Genomic DNA, 22,839 nt, shown 5'->3' on the forward strand with positions numbered 1-22,839 from the left:
GAATAAATTATAACTGATTGATAAGTTCTTTTTCACCACTGCCATCTTTATTCTCAACAAGGGAATAGTATCTTAATGTGGATACAACTGCCCAAAGAATGGTGATAACCAAACCAATTAAATAATAAATTGGCAGGAAATAAGCCATATTAGACATTGATTCAAACATAGCGGTAGGATCATTTTCAGAAGATGCTTTAAACATTTGCATGCCCATAATCGCATACATTGGAATATAGGCTAAAATCATTATCCCAAAGGAAATTAGATAGGTAACAAAGTACAATCCAAAGGTTGACCACCAGTTATCTTTGATCAGATAGAAACACCTTTTCCATGATTCACCGAAACCGGCATCTTCAATAATGGCAACAGCATAAAAGTGAACGAGTACAACTGAAAGGTATATACCTGGTAGAACGCAAAGTATCAGGCCAATATATATTACTATTACTAGTGCAATAGAGCTTATTGTTAAAAAAATAGCCTTTGATTTAACAATTGGCAATAAGTCATTTAACGTAATATTCTCAACTCCTGAAGCATAAAGTTTGATGTATCCGATAATTACAACGTAGCCCAAAACATATGCAATCATGATTAATCCATAAGACGAAAGCATATTGATCATGTAGTTAAAAAAGGCATCGGTTGAATTTATATATTGCTGACTGCCGAACATTTCCTTCATTCCTGAAGCCATTAACAAAGCACCTAAAACAAGAGGTATAATAACCACTATTAAGGTTGGCTTAAGAATATTAAAAAAATGTTGTTTAATGAAGATGGAAGCAGCTTCTAAGGTTTGTCCCAAGTCTCGCTCTTTCTTAAAATTAATTTGTTGCATGTTGATGTAGTTTATAAGGGTAGTAAATAAAGTAAAATAGTAAAAAAAGCATAGATAATAATATTATTACCGCTGCCGGTATGGTAGATACTGTAGAATATCTTGTAACGAAACTCTCTAAAAAGCCCGCAACGATAAAAATTGGAATTAAGCCTGCAATAATTTTAACGCTATCTTTTGCTACCATTTGAAATGAATGGAGTCTTGAATAAGTACCAGGAAACATGAAACTATTTCCTAATGCCAAGCCGGCACCACCAGCAATAACAATAGATGCTATTTCCAAAGTACCGTGGACCCAGATTGTCAAAGCCGAGATATAAAGCAGTTTCTTGGTGTAAAAAAAATATTGAAAACACCCCAGCATGATACCGTTTCTAAACAATAAAAACCCGGTAAAGACAGAAAAAAAGATGCCTGCAGCAAAGACTATAAATGATACCCGAATGTTATTGAAAGTTATGAAAAGAAACATTGGTACAGGATCCATACTTTCATACACTCCCATTGGGTTCCCATTTTCAATATTTTCAATGGTCATATCAACGTACTGGTCTCCCATAATTAATCTGGGAAAAGTTTCATCTACATGTGTTGAATATGCACCAATCAAGCAAGACAATGAAAAAACAATGAGTGAAACCAATAGAGCCTTTCTGTGCTTGTAAATGATAAGAGGCAATTCTTTGCCGAAAAAGTTAATTAAAAACGATCTGCTTTTTTTCTTGTTCTTGTAGATGTTGCCATGAACTTTACCTGCTAATAAATTTAAATATGCTACAGTTTTACTTTCGGGATAATTAGTCTGTGCATAAGCGAGATCATCGGTGAGCTGAATGTATAAATCAGATAGGCGATCGGCTGAAATGGAACCAGATGTTGAGAGCAAATCGTCTATTTCCGCCCATTTTTTTTCATTTTTGCGAAAAAAATTGATTTCTCTCATTAATTGAACTTAAAAAATTCATGGCAATATACGTCAATACTCATCAGAATGTCCAAATCAATTATGAAAATTCGAGCATTGCTGATCGGCTGATTGCCTATTTAATTGATTCACTTGTTATAGCCGGAATTTCCCTGTCGATATTTTTCATTGGGTCTATTTTAGACCTAGGGTATGCCACATTCTTTATGTTCGTCCCTATTTTTTTCTATCACCTGATTTGTGAGGTTTTTATGAATGGCCAGAGTGTAGGGAAAAGATACCGAGGCATCAGGGTAATGAAAAAAGATGGAAATGCGGCCGGGCTCAGTGCCTACTTTTTACGTTTCTTACTCAGACCAATAGACACTTTTTATGGGATAGGACTAGCTGTTATTTTCTTTACAAGCAAGAATCAAAGACTTGGTGATTTGGCAGCAGGGACAATTGTTGTCAATGTTAAATCTGAGGCGAAATTGAAAAGTGAAATTCTTTCAGAAATGAGTGTTCATGAAGATCACGTTATCATGTACCCTGAAGTGTCAGAATTATCTGACAGAGAAGTTCAGTTAATAAGTGAGATTATTGATAACAGAGTCGATGCAAAAAATCATCCAAATATTAGTCAGCTTGCTTTAAAACTGGAACTTAAACTAGGGGTTAAAATAAAGGATAATCAGACAGACTATATTTTCTTGCAGCAGGTAGTTAGAGATTATTATAAAATGCACACCGATCAGGTGTAGGCACATATTACTGCTGCATTTTTAAGTATTTTCTCCAATGGTTTATGAGTAGAAAGACTAATGCAGGAAGTATAATAAAAATTAAAGGATTGGATTGGTAAGCGCCTATGAAATCTAATGTTAGTAAATGTGTGGCCGCTGTTGTTAATCCACAACCCAGACATTTTATGCCTGTAGTGTAGCGAATCAAACAAGGTATTGTATAGTCTAGGCCCACATAACTTTTGATGGCTACTGAGAAGATCAGATATCCAAAAAAAGCAGCAGTGAGCCAATAGGTTTTTAAGTAGTTGCTTATTAATCTGCTATACATAAATCAATGTAAGTTAATAAAAGTAGCCGATGCATCGTAAATTTTCAGGGAAGCATGTTAGCCACAATAAAAAAAAGGTGTGAATCATTTCCCATTTTTTTTGAAATCATTCCTCATAGCTCGCTGTTAATTTTTCTAGTCAAAGTAAATTAGTAGCATGTACGCCATTGTAGATATTGAAACAACAGGAGGTTTTGCAGGCAAAAGCCGCATTACTGAAATTGCTGCGTACATACATGATGGTGAAAAAGTGATAGACGAATTTCAAACCTTGGTCAATCCACAACAAGTGGTGCCAGGCTACATTACTGGACTCACCGGTATCACTCAGGAGATGGTAGATTCAGCACCTACATTTTCTGAAATAGCTGAAAAGTTTAATAGCCTGCTTCAGGATAAAGTTTTTGTGGCTCATAATGTACACTTCGATTATTCCTTTATTAAAAAGGCGTTTGAACAAGAGGGCTATCTTTTTGTAAATAAGAAGTTATGTACAGTACGTTTGAGCCGACAGGTATACCCGAATCAACGTTCCTATAGCCTTGGTAATTTATGCGAATCATTAAAAATACCTATCGAAAACCGGCATCGTGCTGCGGGTGATGCAAAAGCAACAACCATATTATTTGAAAAGATATTAGAGGAAAATCCTGATGCAGTTCGTAATGCACTGAAAAGAAATTCTAAAGAAACTACTTTGCCACCAAATTTGCCTAAGCAAGAGTTTTTGGCCTTACCAGAACAGCCGGGAGTGTATTATTTCTTAGATGAAAAAAGTAATGTGATCTACGTTGGCAAAGCAGTGAATATCAAAAAGCGAATTACAAGTCACTTTTCAGGTACTTCTAAAAATGGTAGAAATCAATACATCAGAAATGAAGTTCATCATATCGATTATCAATTGACTGGAAATGAGTTGGTGGCTCTGGTGTTGGAGTCGCAAGAAATAAAAAGACTCTGGCCAAAATATAACCGATCTCAAAAATATATTTCCAACCAATGGGGCATATACATATATGAAGATCGTGAAGGTTATAAACGATTTAATGTAAGCAAGAAAATAAAAGGGGTGCCGCCAATTATTGATTTTAACTCGCATGCTGATGGGTTTCATTACTTAATGGGTGTAATGAAGGAATTTGAGCTGTGCCCAAAGTTATGTGGCATTCAAAAGGTGACTGGCGAGTGTTATGATGTGAAATTAGGAAATTGTAAAGGGGCATGTTGTGGTGAGGAATCTGTAGAATCATATAATAGTCGATTAGAAGAAGCCATAAAATCGTTTGATAATGATGATCGGTCCTTAGCCATATTAGGTGAAGGACGTAATGAGGATGAACAAACGCTCATAGTTATCGAAAAAGGCGCCTATTTAGGCTTTGGTTTTTATGATCGGGAGCAGCCATTTTCTTCTTTGGAGGAGGCTAAATTGCTGATTGATCTTCATAAACCTACCGTGGAGATTAACAACTACCTAAACAGTTACATCAATAGTGCAGATGCTAAGGTTGTTGAGTTAAAATAACCACTAATTTCTGCCAGCTCCTTTCGGATAAAGGTTTTCCACCCGATCACTCTGAAATACTTCTTTGGTTTCAATATCCATTATTGATAATTTTTCACCCCAACCTGCACCGGTATCCATCATCCAGACTTCAGCACATTTAATAGGTTTAGTATGTCCTAATTTATGAATTGGTGTGTGACCAATAAATACTTCTTTAAAAGATGTTAAACTGGTTGGATGTTCTTTCATCGATTCTGCAATTGCCTTTTCAAAGAAGTTTCTATCCCAAAGTAAAATGCTGGAATCTTGGTTTTCCATTGATAGCGATGTGTCGATACCCGCGTGTACAAATAATTTATTATCTAACTCGTGATAACTTTTGGCAGCTGAAAGTATCTTTAAATGTGATTCAGGCATTCCATCAGGATAGCTTTTTAGAGTGTTTTCACCACCATTCGCCAACCAGGCTGGGCTAACCTCATTGCCCAGGGCCCATTCTAATGCCCAAAAATCGTGGTTGCCCATAGTGAGTACAAAGTGTTGAACCTTCAATAAAGTCTCAAAACATTGATTTGTTTCAGGCCAGCCATCACAAATATCTCCGATAGAAATAAGCAAGTCATTGGCGAAATCGAAAGCGCTTCTTTCCAGGCATTGCTCCAATGCAATGTTAGCGCCATGTATATCACCAATAACAAATTTTCTCATACTGGTTAAATAATGTTAATAAATGTAGCCATTACCAAATCAGAATCACCCCTTATCAAAATTTTGAGCCATATTTTTTAATATTGCGCTAAGTTTAAGTCAGACGAAAAAAGAAAAATCATTTTTGTCAGACTTACCCTGACATTTTGATTTATTTCAAAATCTTTAATTTTTTGATTATTGGTAAACCAAAAGTAAGATTTATCTCGTTAGGAGATTAGTGGAAAGAACGTAACTATGGAAGAAACAGCAGTTAATATCGATAAGAAAAAGGAGCATCAGGAGAAAATCAAACAGGTGTTTGATGAGATGGGTAAGGTGGTTGTAGGGCAAGAAGCTTTAATCAATCGCTTGTTAATTGGTCTTTTTACTCAAAGCCATATTTTACTGGAAGGTGTACCCGGTATAGCCAAAACACTTACAGTAAGCACACTTGCTCAGGTATTGCATCTGGATTTTCAAAGAATACAGTTCACACCGGATCTATTACCTGCCGATTTGATTGGTACGATGATATACAATCAGAAGCAAGGAAATTTTGAGGTGAAAAAAGGCCCTATTTTCGCTAACATGATATTGGCCGATGAGATCAATCGATCACCAGCCAAAGTTCAGTCGGCTTTATTGGAATCGATGCAGGAAAAGCAGGTGACGATTGGTGAAACCACTTTTCAGTTAGATAGGCCTTTCTTTGTATTAGCAACTCAAAACCCGGTAGATCAGGAAGGTACCTATCCATTGCCAGAAGCACAGGTAGACCGTTTTATGATGAAGGTACATGTAGATTACCCAACAAAAAATCAGGAATTGGAGGTAATGAGACGTATTTCTAATATGTCGTTCGATTATAAGGTAAATACAGTGCTTCAGAAGCAAGATATTTTTGATATCAGAAATGAGATCAACCAAACGGCTATCAATGAATCACTAGAGAAGTATATAATTGAATTGGTACATGCCACGAGAGACCCTAAAGCATACAACTTAACTGAAGAAGCCAATTATATACAGTTTGGTGTTTCTCCAAGGGCTTCCATCAATTTAAACTTAGCTGCCAAAGCCATGGCCTATTTCGATGGCCGTGAGTATGTGTTGCCTGAGGATATTAAAGAAGTGGCACCTGACGTATTAAATCATAGAATTATCCTAAACTACGAGGCTGAGGCCGATAATATAGACACAAATGAAATTGTACGTTCAATTTTGAACAAAGTGCCTATTAACAATTAGTTAATCAATTTAGAATCTTAGTTTGAGAAACGAGGAGGCCTTTTTTTAAGGCCTTTTTCTTTAGCCGACAATTTAAGCGCTTAACATTAGATTAAACTTCAGTTTACATAGTTAATAAACGCTTAATCTCATCAATGAATTGAGGTAACAATTAAAGCTTTCATTTGTGGCACAATTTGAAAAGCAATTAAAAACCAATTTAAGTGATGAAAAAGATTTTAAGTTTATTAGCTGCATTTGGGGTAATGTTTTACCTAGCTTCTTGTAGCGATGATGATGATCCGGCAGCGGACAACGGTGTAACGATTTCAGGAATTCCTGCAACAGCATCAATTGAAAATTTAGGTACGCTAGGACCAGTAACTGCAACTGTACAAGGCAATGATGGTCTTGTTAGTTTAGTTGTGACCAAAGATGATACTGCATTAGAAACAGTTGATTTGACAGGTAATACTACTGCAACTTACGAGTTTAGCTACACAGCTACTGAGGAAGATGCAAGTAAGAACATTGTATTTACTTTTACAGCTACAGATGTTGACGGAGATACAGACGTTGTAACACATGTACTTTCTGTTGGTGCAACACCAGTAGTGATTGTAAGAGGTGACATTGAGGAGAATACGACTTGGACGGCTGATAATATCTATCAACTTGATACACGTGTAACAGTTTTAGCGGGTGTTACTTTAACTATTGAGCCAGGTACAGTAATAAAAGGCAACGAAGGTCAAGGTGCAGCTGCTACTGCTTTATTAGTAGCAAGAGATGGTGTGTTAAATGCTCAGGGAACTGCTGAACTTCCGATAATTTTTACGTCTATATTAGATCCAATAGATCCAGCTGATGTAGCTGCAGGAAACTACGCAAGTACAACTTCTGAGACTCAATCAGGTCTATGGGGTGGTGTGATCGTTTTGGGTAACGCACCAATTACAGCTAAGACAGATGAGGCTTCGGATTTATCAGAAATACAGATTGAAGGAATTCCTTCATCTGATCCAAATGGATTATATGGTGGAGATGATGAAAATGATAATTCTGGTACAATATCTTATATTTCAATCAGACACGGTGGAACTAACATTGGTTCTGGAAATGAGATCAATGGATTAACTTTAGGCGGTGTTGGTGCTGGAACAACTATAAGTAATGTTGAAGTTGTTGCCAATGCTGATGACGGTATCGAATTCTTTGGAGGAAGTGTTTCTGTAGATGGCGCGGTAATTTGGAACTCATTTGATGATTCTATGGATACTGATATGGACTACAATGGAGTTGTTGAAAACTTTATAATTGTAACGCCTAATACTGGTTCAGCTTTTGAGTTGGACGGTCCTGAAGGTTCAATAACAAGAGGTGAAGATCACATATTTACCGAAGGTGTTATTTATGGTGGTCCGGATATCGATGCAATTGTTGACTGGGATGATGATACCAACGCTAGTTTGAATAACTTGTATTTCTTCGGAATAGAAGCTGGAAGAATTGAAAGCTTCGGTGGTGTTGGCACTAACGCTAACAGCAACACAGCTAACTGGGAAACTGACCTTGCTGATAACTCTGGTGGTTTCTTTGACGGAGCGGAATCAGTACTTACTTTTGGTGTAGATGTAAGCTCAAAGTCTTACGGTCCTACAGCTGCTGATTTTGCATGGTCTTGGGCTGGAAATTCTGGAGCTTTGGAAGCATTAGGATTATAATAACAATAAAATTTCAGAAAAAGAGGGCATCCATTGGATGCCCTCTTTTATTATGTAATTGTTAACATCGTTAAAAAACGATTAAGCTTTAATTTTACTATTTAAATCGATAATTGTTTTAATTACTTTTATTAGTTAAACGGTAATGTTAATCCAATATTACTTTGAGCCCAACCTTCGCGCTTAATCTTAAACTATTAGTAATCTAGTATTCGTTGCAGCAATATCAGTTGACTATAGCTTTGCAGAAAATTTAAGAATAATAGTAATGAAGAATTTAGTACTAACCATTTTATTATCAATAGCTTCATTGGCTGCAATAGCGCAGAAAGGAATAATTCGAGGAACTGTACTCGAAGGATCAACAGGTGAGCCAATGTTTGGAGTGACTGTTATTATTGAAGGCACTTCGACAGGTGCAGTTACAGATTTCGATGGTAAGTTTGAAATTAAAACTGCTCCCGGCACATACAATGTGCAGGCATCATTTATTTCATATGCTGCGGTTACAATAACAGGTGTAGAAGTTGTTGACGGTGAAGTTACCATATTAGATAGAATAATAATGCAGGAAGATGTGGAGCAGTTAGCCGAAGTAGTTATAACAGCAGAAGCTATTCGTAATACAGAAGAGGCTTTACAAACTGTTAAACGAAAGTCTGCCAATGTTTTAGATGGTATTTCTGCAGCAAGTTTTCGAAAGATTGGTGATGGTGATGCTGGTGCTGCTGCTAAAAGGGTAACAGGAGTATCCGTGGAAGGGGGTAAATATATTTATGTAAGAGGTCTTGGAGACAGGTATACAAAAACTACCCAAAACGGAATGGATATCCCCGGACTAGATCCTGATAGAAACAGTATCCAGATAGATGTATATCCTACCAATCTTATTGATAACATGGTGATATTAAAAACATTTACACCTGAATTGCCTGCTGATTTTACGGGAGGTATAGTGAATATTGAAACAAAGGATTTCCCTGAGGAAAAAATATTAGATGTCTCATTTGGAATGGAATATAATCCTTCCATGCACTTCAATAATAACTACATTACCTATGATGGAGGAAGTACAGATTGGTTGGGATATGACGATGGTACGCGTGGATTACCCACAAATGTTGATTTGAACAGTATACCAACTCCACTAAACGCACAAAATGATCAGGAAGTGGCAAACTTCTTAAATCAATTTAGCCCAACGATGGGGGTGAGGTCAGAAACAAGCTTCATGAATTATAGCTTCGGACTTACTGCCGCGAATCAGTTTGAACTGAAAAATGGTCATAACATTGGCTATTTATTTACTGGTAATTACAAAAACAATACAACATTTTATGATGATGCATTTTATGGTGAATACCAAAATGACTTAAACGATCGAACAAGGCTTGATTTTCAAAGAGCTTTTAATCAAAGTGGAATTCAGGCTGAAAACAATGTATTACTTGGTGGTTTAGCAGGGTTAGCATACAAAACTAACTTATCCAAATTTCGATTGACCATGATGAGATTACAGAATGGAGAAAGTACATCTGTTTCGGCTGAAATTCTGGATGATCAAGAAGCATCAGGTAAATCTGGATACACAGGTATCAGTGAAATATTGGAATACAATGAAAGAAAAATTTCTAACATCTTTCTAAATGGTGAGCATCATCTTGGTAATAATAAATGGACAATCGACTGGAGAGGTTCTACTACATGGTCAACTCAGGAAGATCCTGATATTAGACAAACAGCTTTCACTAGAATCAACGATAATTTGCGATTCGCTGCAGGAGCGGCAGGTAATCCAACAAGAATTTGGAGAGAGCTTGATGAAATAAATGTGGTAGGTAAAGTAGATGTTACAAGAGATCTGGAAATGTTTGGAAACGATGCCAAATTAAAATTTGGAGTTAGTCAAATCTATAAAGAAAGAGATTATAGAATTGTAGACTTCAATGTTAATTTTTTAAATGGAGAGCAGCTTGATTGGACAGGAAGTGGACTAGAAGTATGGACTAATGAGACAGTTTTCCCAGCAGGTAATGTTTTCCTTGTATCTGGATTTAGTAATCCAAACCCTAATGAATATAATGCGAATGCAACTAATTCAGGGGTTTACTTTTCAACGGAATTTTCTCCTTTAGATAAATTGAAAGCGATTATAGGTGTAAGGGCAGAAAATTTCACCATGAGGCATACTGGAAGAGATCAGGGAGCTGCTAGTTACATCAGAAGCAGGGTAGCTTCAGGTGCAACTATGGAAGAAGCCATTGGTGAAGTGAAGGCAGACGAAGGATTAGGTAGAGTATTGGATAATGATATAGTACTTGATGCATTGGATTTTTTCCCTTCAGTAAATCTAATATATGGAATCACAGAAGAACAAAATCTTAGACTATCGTACTCTAAAACAATTGCGAGGCCATCATTTAAAGAATTGTCATTTGCTCAAATTTTTGATCCTGTATCAAACAGGATATTTAACGGTGGGCTTTTTGCCATTGGAAACTGGGATGGAAATTTGGTTGAGACAAGAATAGATAATATTGACCTTCGTTGGGAGTTATTTATGGGTAGAGGTCAAACTTATTCAATATCTGCATTTTACAAATCATTTGAGAATCCTATAGAATTAGTAAGAATTCCTCAACAAAGAACAAACGTTGAATATCAACCAAGGAATGTGGGCGATGGCCAATTATTTGGAATGGAATTCGAATTTAGAAAGGCTTTAGACTTTATTAGTCCTAATTGGAGTGTGAACGGTAATGTAACTATTGTAGAGTCCATTGTTGATATGCAGGAGTCCGAATTGATAAATAGAAGGGCTAATGCAAGAGAAGGTGAAGTTATTGATGAAACAAGAAACATGTCTGGTCAGGCACCATGGATAATTAATGCTGGTCTGGCTTATAATAACTTTGAAAGTGGATTTGATGCAGGATTATTTTATAATGTAAAAGGAGAAACTTTAATTATTGTAGGAGGAGGATTAGATCCGGATGTGTTTTCACAACCTTTCCATAGTTTAAATTTCAATATGAATAAAACGTTTGGAGCTAAACAACAATGGGTAGTGAATTTTGGGGTTTCAAACATTCTTAATGATAAGCTTGAACAATTTTACAAAAGAGCCTTTTCAAACCTAGATAATTCACCTGATGCTACGTTTCAGAGACTTAACCCAGGTATGGCTATTAGTGCTGGTGTAAAATATTCATTCTAAGATTTTTTAAACAAATCAATAAAAAAGCAGACTCAAATTAATTTGAGTCTGCTTTTTTATTTTCTTCCCTGAATAGGACATTCTTGTTGATTTTCCGCAGGTCCTTCCAGATACGTTCTTAGTTCCTCATTTCTTATTATAGAAAGCCTAATTAGCTCTTTGCACTTGCATCCGTTAAATATTGGCGTGCCATATTGCTTTCTATAATATCTATCCCAATCCTGAGAATATAATGATCTGAGCCTTGTGTCCTGATATTTAATCCAACTCATTTGTTCTTCATTAAATCTTCTAATGAATGGCTTGTCTGCTTGATATTTATTTCTAATTTCATCCAGCAATGCCTTTTGCTCAAAGGCATATTCATCAAACTTTTCACATATTGCTATGTAGTCGATGTCTTCACCGGAGTTGTTTTGTTTTTTTTCATTGCAACTGAATAATGCAACTATTAATAAAATTGTAGCTGTAAAATTTAAATTTTTCATGTCTTTAGTGTTATTCTCATTTAACATTATCCAAGTTAATTTTAAGGCAGTATAACAGCTTGGATTTTACTAAAGCAAATATGCTAAATTTTAAAAGTGTGAACTTATAAATTACATTTTCACTATGTTATCAATTGTAAAATTTAAATAGTTGAGTCCAACTAATATCATTCTATTTAGTTATACTTAATAACAACACTAAAATAAAAGATGCCAAAAACAATACTCATCACGGGCGGTACAGGATTAGTGGGTTCACGACTCACAGAACTGTTAAAAGAAAAAAACTTTAAGGTACGTTATCTATCACGTACTGCTGGATCAAAAAACGGAGTACAGGCCTATGTTTGGGATGTTGAAAAGCAAACCATTGACAAAAGCGCATTGGAAGGGGTTGATGCAATCATCCATTTGGCTGGTGCCGGAGTAGCAGATAAAAAATGGACAGCGGCTAGAAAGAAAGAAATTTTAGAAAGCCGAACAAGAAGCACCCAACTCCTACATGATACACTTAAGTCAATAAATCATGAAGTTAAATCATTCGTTTCAGCCTCAGCTATTGGCTATTATGGATGGGATACTGGTGGAGTTTGGGTGAAGGAAGGCAGTAGATTTGGCGATGATTTTTTAGCTACAGTTACAAAAGCATGGGAAGAAAAAGTAGATCAAATTACTGAATTAGGAATAAGAACTGCAAAGCTCAGAATAGGCATTGTTTTTAGTGAAAAAGGCGGTGCGCTTTATGAAATGGCTAAACCAATAAAATTTGGAGTAGGTGCTCCACTAGGTAGTGGTAATCAATATATGAGCTGGATTCATATCGATGATTTATGCAATATGTTCATTCATGCAGTTGAAAATGATGACGTGAATGACGTGTACAATGCGGTTGGTCCCAACCCGGAAACCAACAAAGTAATTACTAAAGAAACCGCCAAGGTGTTGAATAGGCCATGCTTCTTGCCCAATGTGCCTGCATTTGTGTTAAAACTCATGTTAGGCAAAAGAGCAGCTATGATTTTAGGAGGAAGTAGAGTATCTTGTGAGAAGATTCAGGCAACAGGATTTAAATTTTCTTATCCAACATTACCAGAAGCTCTGAAAGATTTGTTATCCTAGTGGCCGTTTTTCAAAAGACAACTTACCACAATTAATTTTTTTAACTATGGCAGAGAAAAAAACAAAGCTCGATAATATACGCACGCACGATGATTTAAATGATGAAGAGAAGAAAATCATCAGGGCATTTGAAGAAAAAGATTGGAATGAAATAAAGAGTTACGACTCATGGGTGATTTTTAAAGTGATGTCAGAGTTTGTTGAAGGCTTTGAAAAACTCGCTAAAATAGGCCCTTGCGTTTCTGTTTTTGGTTCGGCTAGAACTAAGTCTGATCATAAGTACTATCAAATGGCCGAAGAAATAGCGGCTAAATTAGTGCGCCACGGTTATGGTGTAGTTACAGGTGGTGGACCGGGTATTATGGAAGCTGGTAACAAGGGAGCTAAAGAGCAAGGTGGTAAATCGGTGGGGTTAAATATTATCTTACCTTTCGAACAGAAAGGCAACGATTTTATAGATCAGGATAAACTAATCACTTTTGACTATTTCTTCGTTCGCAAAGTAATGTTTGTTAAATATTCACAGGGATTTATTGTAATGCCTGGAGGTTTCGGAACGTTAGATGAACTTTTTGAGGCATTAACACTGATTCAAACTAAGAAAATCGGTCGCTTCCCTATTGTACTTGTTGGCAAAGCCTATTGGGGTGGGCTTATCGACTGGATCAAGGAAACGATGCTTGCGGAAGAAAGAAACATTAATGAAGAGGATTTAAATCTTTTCAAGATTGTTGAAACAGCCACTGAAGCTGTGGCGGCAATTGATGAATTCTACGCGAAGTACCTTCTATCTCCGAATTTCTAGATTTGATGATGCAATATTCCTTTTGTTTTATCAGAAGGAATATTTTAGCTGAGTTGAACGTTGGCTTAAAAAAAGGTGAAATTCAATGAATAATCTATCTATTTATATTTCAATTATGGCCTTCGTGTTGGTCTGTGGCTATATTTCTTATAACGAAGGGAATAAGGATGATATACCAAGGTCAGATCAGTTAGCCATTTCCAACATGCCGCCAGCTGGTTTTGAGAATTATCTAAATGCAGCTTCTCTGGAATTACCTAAATCCATGACTTTTGCAGGCGAGCCAGTGCCATTGCATATTGCCGATGTGCGAGAAAGATTGGATAGAGAACTTCACATTAATACTTATTGGCATAGTAGTACCATATTTCTATTAAAACGCGGGCACAAGTGGCTCCCACAAATAGAAAAGATTCTAAAAGAAAATAACGTTCCAGATGATTTCAAATATTTAGCGGCCATTGAAGGAGGCTTTCAAAATGATGTATCGCCAAAAAATGCTGTTGGATTTTGGCAAATTAGAAAAGATGCCGGCAAAGAGTTTGGGTTAGAAATTGGTAGAGATGTAGATGAGCGCTACGATCCGTTAAAATCCACACAAGCGGCCTGTAATTATTTGAATAAGGCCTATGAAAGATTTGGAAATTGGACCAATGTAGCGGCCTCCTATAATCGAGGCAGGTCGGGCTTAGCAAGGGCCATAAATAACCAAAAGGTAGACTCCTATTATGATCTTATGCTCAATGAAGAAACTTCACGATATGTTTTCAGAATATTGGCCATCAAAGAGATTTTCCAAAATCCGAAAAAGTATGGGTTTGATATTAGTAAAGAGCACTTGTACGATGAGGAAAAAGTAAAATATGTGGAGGTAGATAGCGATATCAAAGACTTGGTAGCGTTTGCAAAAGAACAAGGCATTAATTATAAGCTATTGAAGAGACACAACCCTTGGCTCAGAGATGATCAATTAAATGTTACCAGAGGCAAAACATACCAAATTGCCATCCCACTTTGATAGTAAACAGGCTATTCATACCAATCTCATGTCTTATAGTTGACAAGAGTGCCGCATAAATAGTACCTTTTAAACTTTCGCAACCAATTTCAACGTTGAATGTTCTAACTTCAACAAGAGTTATTAATTACACATGATGGAAAAAACATACTACAACCCTGCTGACCTTAAAAAGTTTGGTGATATAGCTGATTTTGAACCTGAATTGGCAAAAAAGTTTTTTGATTATTATAATGATGTATTCAAAGAAGGTGCATTAACGGCTCGAGAAAAAGCGCTGATCGCTTTGGCCGTAAGTCATACAGTTCAATGCCCGTATTGTATTGATGCTTACACTGCCGGCACAATGGAAATGGGTGTTACTGAAAAGCAGATGATGGAGGCCGTACATGTGGCCGCAGCCATCAGAGGTGGAGCATCCCTGGTGCATGGTGTACAAATGATGAATAAAGTGAAGAAACTAAGTATGTAATTATGCCTAAATCGTTACAAGCACAACATCACAACCTGGCTGATAAGGCTACTCAACTAAAAATCTTATCCAATGGCATTTTTGCTGATGGACAGCTGCCTACGTTCAAGGAAAAAATAGAACCTCTAAATGAGTATCCTTTAAAACCAACCAGCATCGAAATTTTTCAGGTAAACGTTGGCTACATGTGCAATCAGGTTTGCAAGCATTGCCATGTAGATGCCGGGCCGGATCGAAAGGAAATAATGACAAGAGAAACCATGCAGCAATGCCTGGATATTCTAAGAAAAACAAAAATCCATACACTCGATTTAACTGGTGGAGCCCCTGAAATGAATCCTGATTTCAGATGGTTTGTGGAGGAGGCAAATAAGACTGGGGTTGAAGAAATTATCGTGCGCTCCAATCTCACTATCATTCTGGCGAACCCTAAGTACCATGATCTCCCTGAATTCTTTAAAAAGAATAAAGTAAGAGTAGTCTCTTCTCTCCCGTTTTATCAAGCAGATAAAACCGATAGACAAAGAGGCGAGGGCGTGTTCGATAAATCTATAGAAGCACTTAAAATGCTCAATGCGGTAGGTTATGGAAAAGCAGGATCTGGATTAAATCTGGACTTGGTTTATAATCCGAGCGGAGCATTTCTTCCAGGCGATCAGGCTGGCCTCGAGCGTGAATTTAAGAAAGAACTAAAAGAGCATTTTGACATTGATTTTAATAGTCTTTTTACCATTACCAATATTCCTATCAGTCGCTTTTTGGAGTTTCTTATTCGAACAGAAAATTATGAAGACTATATGGATTCACTAGTAAGTGCCTTTAACCCGGCTGCGGTGAAGGGAGTTATGTGTAGAAATACCATTTCAGTAGATTATGATGGGCATATGTACGACTGTGATTTTAATCAGATGCTTGGCCTCAAAGTAGACAAAAAGGCGGGTCAGCACATCAGTGAATTTGATTTGGAGAAATTAGAAAATAGGAATATCATTATCAATCAGCATTGCTATGGCTGTACCGCTGGTGCAGGTTCCAGTTGCCAGGGTACAGTGGCTTAAATAAACTTGTATGTCTTTCCGGGCTCGACCCTGAATCTCGTTTTATAAAAAATTATATGATTGAACAGTTTGAAGAAGCGGTAGAATATCTACAAAACCGCGGAGTAAAGGCTCCTGAAATTGGAGTTATTTTAGGCACAGGCCTAGGTGATAAATTTGTTGCTGCCATGGAGGTAGAGCTTACTATCAGCTATGAAGATATTCCACATTTTCCATTGGTAACGGTGCTTTCACATGATGGTAAATTGATTTACGGTACCGTTCATGGTAAGAAAGTAGTAGCGCTGGATGGCCGCTTTCATTATTATGAAGGCTATTCAATGCAACAGATCACGCTTCCTGTGCGAGTATTGAAAATGTTAGGGATTAAGAAATTACTCTTATCTAACGCAGCTGGCAATATGAATCTCTCCTGGAAAAAAGGAGAACTCATGCTTATTGATGATCATATTAATATGCAGCCTGATAATCCTTTAAGAGGCCAGAATTTTGATGAGTTGGGGCCAAGATTTCCTGATATGAGTGCGCCTTACGACCCTTCCATGAATACCATATTGGAAGAAATTGCGAAGGAAAATAAGATTACATTAAGAAAGGGAGTGTACGTTTCGGTGATTGGGCCTAACCTGGAAACCCGGGCAGAGTATCGCTTTTTAAGAAATATCGGAGCAGATGTGGTTGGTATGTCTACCGTACCTGAAGTAATTGTTGCCAACCATATGGGGCTACCATGTTGCGCAATTTCTGTGATGACAGATGATTGCGACCCTGATAATTTGTCCCCCATAAATATTGATGAAATTATAGCCATTGCGGGCAAGGCAGAAGAAAAATTAACTGAGTTATACACAGAACTGATCAAGAGATTATAGATGGAAACTTATTTAGAAACCACCAAAAACGTTTATAAAAAGGCAGCTGAAACCCCGGATGTAGGTCTATGCTGTACAACTACCCCTGTGTGGCAATTACCTGGCTTGAAAATTCCTAAAATTATGCTCGATATGAATTATGGGTGCGGAAGTACTGTAAATCCACGTGATTTGGTAAATGACCCTACAATTCTTTATGTAGGAGTTGGTGGCGGAATGGAGCTTTTGCAATTCTCTTACTTCAGTAGAAAAAAAGGCGGAGTGGTAGGTTTAGATGTTGTGGATGAAATGATAGATGCAAGCCGAAAGAATTTTAAAGAAGCTGAGCAACTTAACCCATGGTTTAAGTCTGATTTTGTGGATTTAAGAAAAGGCGATGCACTTAATCTACCTGTTGAAGACGAAACAATAGATGTTGCAGCTCAAAACTGTCTGTTCAATATCTTTACAAAAGCCGATTTAAAGAAAGCGTTAGCAGAAATGTACAGAGTATTAAAGCCTTATGGCAGATTGGTACTTTCCGATCCAATCTGTAATCAACCGATGCCTGAATCTTTGCAAAATGATGAGCGATTGAGAGCTCTTTGCCTAAGTGGCGCACTTCCACTAAAAGATTATATTGATATGATTACGGAAGTAGGCTTTGGAACAGTAGAAATCAGAGCAAAGCGACCCTATCGTATTCTCGATCCAAAGCATTACGATACAGATAAAAATATATTCATCGAAAGTGTAGAGGTATGCGCCATTAAAGACCCGATGCCCGAAGATGGCCCATGTGTATTTACAGGTAAGACGGCCATTTATTATGGCAGTGAGGAATATTTCGATGATCATAAAGGACACGTATTGATGCCAAATCAGCCACTGGCAGTTTGCGATAAAACAGCTGGGGCACTAAGCTCTTTAAACAGAGAAGATATTTACATTTCTGACTCTACCTATTTTTATGATGGTGGCGGGTGCTGTTAACCGATGGTAAGTAAAATAAATATTTCTGAATCAGGTCTAGAGCTCAGTGAGCTGGCTTTGGGTATGTGGCGCATACATATGCTGACTACCAACCAATTAGATCAGTTGTTAAACACTGCATTGGATAACGGTATAACAACCTTTGATCATGCAGATATTTATGGCGGTTATACTTGCGAGGCAGTTTTTGGGCCATGGATGAAAGCCAACAAAGACAAAAGATCAGAAATTCAACTTGTTTCTAAATGTGGCATTAAACTTCTATCGGAGAATAGACCAGAGCATCGAATCAAGCATTACGATACTTCTAAAAAGCACATCATTCAATCAGTTGAAAATTCTCTAGAACAATTAAGCGCAGACTATCTCGACCTTTTATTGATTCATAGGCCTGATCCTTTAATGAATGTATTTGAGATGGCAGATGCATTTGCTTCTCTCAAACAATCCGGGAAGGTCAACTATTTTGGTGTTTCAAACTTCACCAATCATCAGTTTGACCTATTGGCAAGTGCCTGCGATATGCCTTTAGTTACAAATCAGATTGAAGTTTCTTTATACCAACATCAACCTTTGTTTGATGGCACATTAGATCATTTGAACAAATTAAAGATTAACCCAATGGCATGGTCGCCTTTGGGTGGCTCTAAACATATTTCGGATGCCATTGCTAATCAAGACCTTCAAAAGTTAGCTGATAAATACTGTGTATCAGTAGGCGATTTATTATTGATTTGGGTGCTTCAACTTCCTGTCGGCATACTGCCCGTTATTGGCACCATGAGCATCGAAAGAGTTCAATCAGCCGTTAAAAACTATCAAACTAAATTAGAACGTGAAGATTGGTTCGCAATGCTGAAGATAGTAAGCGGCCAAGATGTCGCTTGATCATCTTTTTACTGCCATTGTAATTGATTAACTAAAGCACGAACTTTGTGTTTTTATTTTTGAAAGGCACTATTTCTCAATGACAAAAACGCAAGAGGTATTAGATAAAGAGGAGTTGGATTTCACCGGACATGATTCCATTGAAATTATTGGTGCACGAGAACATAACCTCAAGAATGTAAGCCTTTCATTTCCTAGAAATAAGCTGGTCGTAATTACTGGAATTAGCGGCAGCGGTAAATCTTCGTTAGCATTTGATACCATTTATGCAGAGGGCCAAAGGAGGTACATGGAAAGCTTTTCTGCTTATGCCCGTTCTTTCATCGGCAACCTAGAGCGACCGGATGTAGACAAAATAAACGGCCTCAGCCCGGTTATTTCTATCGAGCAAAAAACTACTTCTCGTAATCCAAGGTCTACGGTAGGTACAGTTACAGAAATTTACGATTTCCTGCGTCTGCTTTTTGCCAGAGCAGGTGAGGCGGTTTCATATGTTACAGGAGAAAAAATGATCAGACAATCTGAAGATCAGATTTTGGATCATATTATGAGCTTCTTTAATAAACGAAAGTTAGTTCTTCTCGCTCCGGTTGTAAAAGGTCGTAAGGGGCATTATCGTGAATTATTTCGTCAAGTCCAGAAGTCAGGCTACACTCGTGTGAGAGTAGATGGCGAGTTGATGGAAATTGTACCAAAAATGCAGGTCGATCGATACAAAACGCATGACATCGAAGTAGTTGTTGATCGAATTTTGGTAGAAGATAAAGATCGTTACCGCATTAGCCAGTCGATTAAAACAGCTATGAAAGAAGGTAATGGCGTGATGATGCTGTTGGATGAGGAAAATAAAATCCATCACTACTCTAAATACCTGATGGATCCGAAAAGTGGTATCTCGTATGATGAACCTGCTCCTAACTCGTTTTCCTTTAATTCGCCTTATGGTGCTTGTCCGAAGTGTAATGGATTGGGTGTAACTGAGGAGATTACGGAAGAGTCCGTAATTCCTGATAAATCGATAAGTATTAGCCGTGGAGGTATTCTTCCTCTAGGTGAGTTTAGAGATATCTGGATTTTTAAAAAAATAGAGGCAATCCTCAAGCGCTATAAAGTCAACTTAACAACGCCAATAAAGGATATTCCTGAGGAAGTGTTGAGTATTTTGCTTCATGGTGATAGTGTGCCCGTTGCAGTAAAGTCAGTAAAATATCCGGGCACTGATTGGAATACAAAGTTTGAAGGGATCATCAAGTTTTTGGAAAAACAAAAAGAAGGTGGTTCCGATAAGATTCAACAATGGGTCAATGATTTTACCATCACTCAAACTTGCGATAGTTGTAACGGTTACAGACTGAAGAAAGAGTCATTGCACTTCTTAATCGATCAAAAACACATTGGTCAGTTAGCGGAGATGGATATCTCTACTCTGGGTGAATGGTTTGTTGGCCTGGAAGATAGACTATCAGACAAGCAGAATCGAATTGCTGCTGAGGTACTGAAAGAGCTCAGAAAAAGAATCGGATTTTTGTTGGATGTTGGTCTCGATTATCTACAACTAAACAGGCCATTAAAAACACTTTCTGGTGGTGAGGCGCAGCGAATAAGATTAGCTACTCAAATCGGTACGCAGCTAGTAGGTGTGCTTTATATTCTTGATGAACCAAGCATTGGACTCCATCAGCGTGATAACGTAAAGCTCATCAAAGCTCTGAAAGATTTAAGGGACTTAGGCAATTCAGTGATTGTTGTAGAACATGATCAGGAGATGATGATGGAGTCTGACTATGTGATTGACATTGGCCCAGGGGCAGGAAGGCATGGAGGAGCTATTGTGGCTGCTGGTACACCCAAAGATTTTTTAGCTCAGAAAAGTGCTACAGCAGATTACTTGAGCGGCAAAAGAAAAATTGAGATCCCTTCAGAGCGAAGAAAAGGAACGGGCAAGTCACTCAAATTGACAGGAGCAAAGGGCCATAATTTAAAGAATGTTAACCTTGAAATTCCTTTAGGCACGCTCACACTGGTAACCGGAGTTAGTGGTAGCGGTAAATCAACCCTTATTCACGATACCTTATTCCCGATTTTAAACCAACATTTTTATCGTTCCAGACAAGAGCCTCTGGAATACAAAAAAGTGGATGGGCTCAAGGAATTAGATAAAGTTATTGAAGTGGATCAATCGCCTATAGGCAGAACGCCACGTTCTAACCCGGCCACTTATACTGGAGTTTTTACGGACATTCGAGCGTTATTTTCTGAGTTACCAGAGGCCAAGATCAGAGGGTATAAACCTGGCAGGTTTTCTTTTAATGTAAAGGGAGGCCGTTGTGAGACCTGTGAAGGAGCCGGACTAAGGCTCATAGAAATGGATTTCTTGCCTGATGTTCATGTGCCTTGTGAAACATGTAAAGGGAAACGTTACAATCGTGAAACTTTGGAGGTTAGGTTTAAAGGCAAATCTATTTCAGACGTGCTGGAGATGACGGTAGAAGAAGCCGTTGAGTTTTTTGAAAATCAGCCGAAGATTTTACGAAAGATCAAAACACTTCACGATGTTGGTCTTGATTATATTTCGCTAGGCCAGCATGCCACAACACTGTCTGGTGGCGAGGCACAACGCGTGAAGCTGGCAACAGAACTTTCCAAAAAGGATACGGGCAAAACCATGTACATTTTGGATGAACCAACTACCGGACTACATTTTCAGGATATCCAACACTTACTCGATGTGCTAAATCAGTTGGTGGAGAAAGGAAATACAGTCTTAATTATTGAGCATAATATGGATGTCATTAAAGTAGCGGATTATATTGTCGACTTAGGCCCTGAAGGCGGATCAGGTGGTGGGGAAATTGTGTGTAGCGGCTCACCAGAGGAGATAATTAAAAATAAAAAAAGTTACACAGCTAAATATTTGGCGCCTGAATTGGCAAAAAAATAGACCGTTCATCCTTTTGATATAGTTCATTTTTCAAAAATTAATTTAGATTTCAGAGTTGGATTAATTTTTTTAGTGATGAATAGAGCTGTTTCTTTCTCTTCGATTCTTATTCTTTTTATGTGCATTAATTTGTCCAAAGCACAGCTGTCAGGCGATACTTTTGCTTCAGCATCTACAAGTAAATCAGCTAATTGGGTACTCACTTATTCCGAAGCACCGGGCTTTGCCTCAAAAAATACAAAGGGTGAAATATCAGGTGTCTGTGTGGATATCATGAAGGAGTTTAAGAAATATGTTGAGAAAGAGCATGGTATATCTGTCAACATCACTTTTGAATCAAAAAATGCAAATGATTTTACCGAGTTTTTAGAGACCGTGAAAAACTCTGAAGGAGGTGTGTTTGGATTAAGTAATACCACTATTACTGAGGCCCGAAAATCTGACTATAATTTTAGTCCACCATACATTACCAACATTGGTATGATATTGTCCAATAATAATGTACCTACATTGGTAGACCTACCAAACATTGCTCAAAAGTTTAAAGGCATGACAGCGGTGACAGTAAAAAACACCACCAATGAAAACCAAATATTGAATATTAAAAAGCAGTATTTCCCTACGTTAAAAATTGAGTATGTTCCAAGTTTTGCACAGGCCATGCAAATCATAGCTAAAGACAGTAAGAAATTTGCCAACGTTGATTTTACATACTATTTCGAAGCAATACAAAACAGGAAGCCCATTAAACGTCATCCAGGTGGTGATGACAAGACTGAACAGTTTGGTATAATCATGCCTAAATCCAATGACTGGTCGCCATTATTAGAGGAGTTTATGAGTTCAGGCTTTTTACAAAGTGCGGAGTACAAACAGATTATATCTGCCAATCTGGGGCAGGCGGCCATGAAGTTTTTTGAGTCGTTGAAATAGTCTAAAAAAATAATGGTTCGAAAGAAAAAGCCGCGCGAAGCGGCTTTCTCATTCAAACCAAAACCTTAAAACTCATC

The 22,839-nt window shown here is 37.5% G+C and carries 20 protein-coding genes; 15 read left to right on the forward strand and 5 right to left on the reverse strand.

The annotated features are described in order from the left end of the window. Window positions 1-7 precede the first annotated feature (7 nt). Complete coding sequence (locus JR347_RS04320) at window positions 8-847, reverse strand: DUF7847 domain-containing protein (RefSeq protein WP_205722825.1); 840 nt, start codon at window positions 845-847, stop codon at window positions 8-10. Next, entirely contained in the window at window positions 834-1,793 is a 960-nt protein-coding gene (locus tag JR347_RS04325) for a stage II sporulation protein M (RefSeq protein ID WP_205722826.1), read from the reverse strand. The genes JR347_RS04320 and JR347_RS04325 overlap by 14 nt, the downstream gene beginning before the upstream one ends. A gap of 20 nt (window positions 1,794-1,813) precedes the next feature. Here JR347_RS04325 and JR347_RS04330 point away from each other — a divergent pair, with 20 nt between their 5' ends. Beyond that, window positions 1,814-2,518, forward strand: a complete 705-nt coding sequence (locus JR347_RS04330; protein WP_205722827.1) for an RDD family protein — start codon at window positions 1,814-1,816, stop codon at window positions 2,516-2,518. Window positions 2,519-2,525: 7 nt separating this feature from the next. Here the strand turns inward: JR347_RS04330 and JR347_RS04335 are convergent, their stop codons facing one another. Continuing rightward, window positions 2,526-2,831, reverse strand: coding sequence for a DUF2752 domain-containing protein (locus JR347_RS04335; protein ID WP_205722828.1), 306 nt, complete (start codon window positions 2,829-2,831; stop codon window positions 2,526-2,528). 157 nt (window positions 2,832-2,988) lie between these two features. On the opposite strand from JR347_RS04335, the gene JR347_RS04340 reads away from it, so the two are divergent. Next, window positions 2,989-4,356, forward strand: coding sequence for an exonuclease domain-containing protein (locus JR347_RS04340; RefSeq protein WP_205722829.1), 1,368 nt, complete (start codon window positions 2,989-2,991; stop codon window positions 4,354-4,356). A 3-nt stretch (window positions 4,357-4,359) separates the two neighbouring features. On the opposite strand, the gene JR347_RS04345 is transcribed toward JR347_RS04340, so the two are convergent. Beyond that, window positions 4,360-5,046 (reverse strand): metallophosphoesterase, encoded by a 687-nt coding sequence (locus JR347_RS04345; protein WP_205722830.1) that lies wholly within the window; start codon window positions 5,044-5,046, stop codon window positions 4,360-4,362. A 237-nt stretch (window positions 5,047-5,283) separates the two neighbouring features. On the opposite strand from JR347_RS04345, the gene JR347_RS04350 reads away from it, so the two are divergent. The 3 genes from JR347_RS04350 to JR347_RS04360 all read left to right on the forward strand — a co-directional run bounded on the left by JR347_RS04350 (window position 5,284) and on the right by JR347_RS04360 (window position 11,196). Then, window positions 5,284-6,276, forward strand: a complete 993-nt coding sequence (locus JR347_RS04350; protein ID WP_205722831.1) for an AAA family ATPase — start codon at window positions 5,284-5,286, stop codon at window positions 6,274-6,276. Window positions 6,277-6,482: 206 nt separating this feature from the next. Beyond that, entirely contained in the window at window positions 6,483-7,979 is a 1,497-nt protein-coding gene (locus JR347_RS04355) for a hypothetical protein (protein WP_205722832.1), read from the forward strand. A 268-nt stretch (window positions 7,980-8,247) separates the two neighbouring features. After that, complete coding sequence (locus JR347_RS04360) at window positions 8,248-11,196, forward strand: TonB-dependent receptor (protein ID WP_205722833.1); 2,949 nt, start codon at window positions 8,248-8,250, stop codon at window positions 11,194-11,196. 56 nt (window positions 11,197-11,252) lie between these two features. Here the strand turns inward: JR347_RS04360 and JR347_RS04365 are convergent, their stop codons facing one another. After that, window positions 11,253-11,684 (reverse strand): hypothetical protein, encoded by a 432-nt coding sequence (locus JR347_RS04365; protein ID WP_205722834.1) that lies wholly within the window; start codon window positions 11,682-11,684, stop codon window positions 11,253-11,255. 210 nt (window positions 11,685-11,894) lie between these two features. On the opposite strand from JR347_RS04365, the gene JR347_RS04370 reads away from it, so the two are divergent. From JR347_RS04370 to JR347_RS04415, 10 genes are all read left to right on the forward strand, one after another. Continuing rightward, the gene (locus tag JR347_RS04370) at window positions 11,895-12,803 is read left to right on the forward strand and encodes a TIGR01777 family oxidoreductase (protein WP_205722835.1); all 909 of its coding nucleotides are present in this window, start codon (window positions 11,895-11,897) and stop codon (window positions 12,801-12,803) included. A 46-nt stretch (window positions 12,804-12,849) separates the two neighbouring features. After that, complete coding sequence (locus tag JR347_RS04375; RefSeq protein ID WP_205722836.1) at window positions 12,850-13,608, forward strand: LOG family protein; 759 nt, start codon at window positions 12,850-12,852, stop codon at window positions 13,606-13,608. A gap of 85 nt (window positions 13,609-13,693) precedes the next feature. After that, window positions 13,694-14,626, forward strand: coding sequence for a lytic transglycosylase domain-containing protein (locus JR347_RS04380; protein ID WP_205722837.1), 933 nt, complete (start codon window positions 13,694-13,696; stop codon window positions 14,624-14,626). 136 nt (window positions 14,627-14,762) lie between these two features. After that, window positions 14,763-15,098 (forward strand): arsenosugar biosynthesis-associated peroxidase-like protein, encoded by a 336-nt coding sequence (locus tag JR347_RS04385; protein ID WP_205723840.1) that lies wholly within the window; start codon window positions 14,763-14,765, stop codon window positions 15,096-15,098. Between the two features lie 2 nt (window positions 15,099-15,100). After that, complete coding sequence (arsS, locus tag JR347_RS04390; RefSeq protein ID WP_205722838.1) at window positions 15,101-16,156, forward strand: arsenosugar biosynthesis radical SAM (seleno)protein ArsS; 1,056 nt, start codon at window positions 15,101-15,103, stop codon at window positions 16,154-16,156. Window positions 16,157-16,212: 56 nt separating this feature from the next. Next, window positions 16,213-17,028: a purine-nucleoside phosphorylase gene (locus tag JR347_RS04395; protein ID WP_205722839.1), complete on the forward strand. Its 816-nt coding sequence runs from the start codon at window positions 16,213-16,215 to the stop codon at window positions 17,026-17,028. Continuing rightward, complete coding sequence (gene arsM / locus JR347_RS04400; protein ID WP_205722840.1) at window positions 17,029-18,000, forward strand: arsenosugar biosynthesis arsenite methyltransferase ArsM; 972 nt, start codon at window positions 17,029-17,031, stop codon at window positions 17,998-18,000. A 3-nt stretch (window positions 18,001-18,003) separates the two neighbouring features. Further along, window positions 18,004-18,888, forward strand: coding sequence for an aldo/keto reductase (locus JR347_RS04405; RefSeq protein ID WP_205722841.1), 885 nt, complete (start codon window positions 18,004-18,006; stop codon window positions 18,886-18,888). Between the two features lie 79 nt (window positions 18,889-18,967). Beyond that, on the forward strand, window positions 18,968-21,829 hold the full coding sequence (uvrA, locus tag JR347_RS04410) for an excinuclease ABC subunit UvrA (protein ID WP_205722842.1): 2,862 nt from the start codon (window positions 18,968-18,970) through the stop codon (window positions 21,827-21,829). 75 nt (window positions 21,830-21,904) lie between these two features. Then, window positions 21,905-22,762 (forward strand): substrate-binding periplasmic protein, encoded by an 858-nt coding sequence (locus JR347_RS04415; RefSeq protein WP_205722843.1) that lies wholly within the window; start codon window positions 21,905-21,907, stop codon window positions 22,760-22,762. Window positions 22,763-22,839 lie beyond the last annotated feature (77 nt).

Origin of the sequence: Fulvivirga lutea, from assembly GCF_017068455.1 — a bacterium.
Classification (GTDB): Bacteria; Bacteroidota; Bacteroidia; order Cytophagales; family Cyclobacteriaceae; genus Fulvivirga; species Fulvivirga lutea.

Coding starts and splice junctions, on each gene's coding strand:
- JR347_RS04320 (WP_205722825.1), bottom strand. CDS start 847: ATGCAACAAATTAATTTTAAGAAAGAGCGAGACTTGGGACAAACCTTA.
- JR347_RS04325 (WP_205722826.1), bottom strand. CDS start 1,793: ATGAGAGAAATCAATTTTTTTCGCAAAAATGAAAAAAAATGGGCGGAA.
- JR347_RS04330 (WP_205722827.1), top strand. CDS start 1,814: ATGGCAATATACGTCAATACTCATCAGAATGTCCAAATCAATTATGAA.
- JR347_RS04335 (WP_205722828.1), bottom strand. CDS start 2,831: ATGTATAGCAGATTAATAAGCAACTACTTAAAAACCTATTGGCTCACT.
- JR347_RS04340 (WP_205722829.1), top strand. CDS start 2,989: ATGTACGCCATTGTAGATATTGAAACAACAGGAGGTTTTGCAGGCAAA.
- JR347_RS04345 (WP_205722830.1), bottom strand. CDS start 5,046: ATGAGAAAATTTGTTATTGGTGATATACATGGCGCTAACATTGCATTG.
- JR347_RS04350 (WP_205722831.1), top strand. CDS start 5,284: ATGGAAGAAACAGCAGTTAATATCGATAAGAAAAAGGAGCATCAGGAG.
- JR347_RS04355 (WP_205722832.1), top strand. CDS start 6,483: ATGAAAAAGATTTTAAGTTTATTAGCTGCATTTGGGGTAATGTTTTAC.
- JR347_RS04360 (WP_205722833.1), top strand. CDS start 8,248: ATGAAGAATTTAGTACTAACCATTTTATTATCAATAGCTTCATTGGCT.
- JR347_RS04365 (WP_205722834.1), bottom strand. CDS start 11,684: ATGAAAAATTTAAATTTTACAGCTACAATTTTATTAATAGTTGCATTA.
- JR347_RS04370 (WP_205722835.1), top strand. CDS start 11,895: ATGCCAAAAACAATACTCATCACGGGCGGTACAGGATTAGTGGGTTCA.
- JR347_RS04375 (WP_205722836.1), top strand. CDS start 12,850: ATGGCAGAGAAAAAAACAAAGCTCGATAATATACGCACGCACGATGAT.
- JR347_RS04380 (WP_205722837.1), top strand. CDS start 13,694: ATGAATAATCTATCTATTTATATTTCAATTATGGCCTTCGTGTTGGTC.
- JR347_RS04385 (WP_205723840.1), top strand. CDS start 14,763: ATGGAAAAAACATACTACAACCCTGCTGACCTTAAAAAGTTTGGTGAT.
- arsS (WP_205722838.1), top strand. CDS start 15,101: ATGCCTAAATCGTTACAAGCACAACATCACAACCTGGCTGATAAGGCT.
- JR347_RS04395 (WP_205722839.1), top strand. CDS start 16,213: ATGATTGAACAGTTTGAAGAAGCGGTAGAATATCTACAAAACCGCGGA.
- arsM (WP_205722840.1), top strand. CDS start 17,029: ATGGAAACTTATTTAGAAACCACCAAAAACGTTTATAAAAAGGCAGCT.
- JR347_RS04405 (WP_205722841.1), top strand. CDS start 18,004: ATGGTAAGTAAAATAAATATTTCTGAATCAGGTCTAGAGCTCAGTGAG.
- uvrA (WP_205722842.1), top strand. CDS start 18,968: ATGACAAAAACGCAAGAGGTATTAGATAAAGAGGAGTTGGATTTCACC.
- JR347_RS04415 (WP_205722843.1), top strand. CDS start 21,905: ATGAATAGAGCTGTTTCTTTCTCTTCGATTCTTATTCTTTTTATGTGC.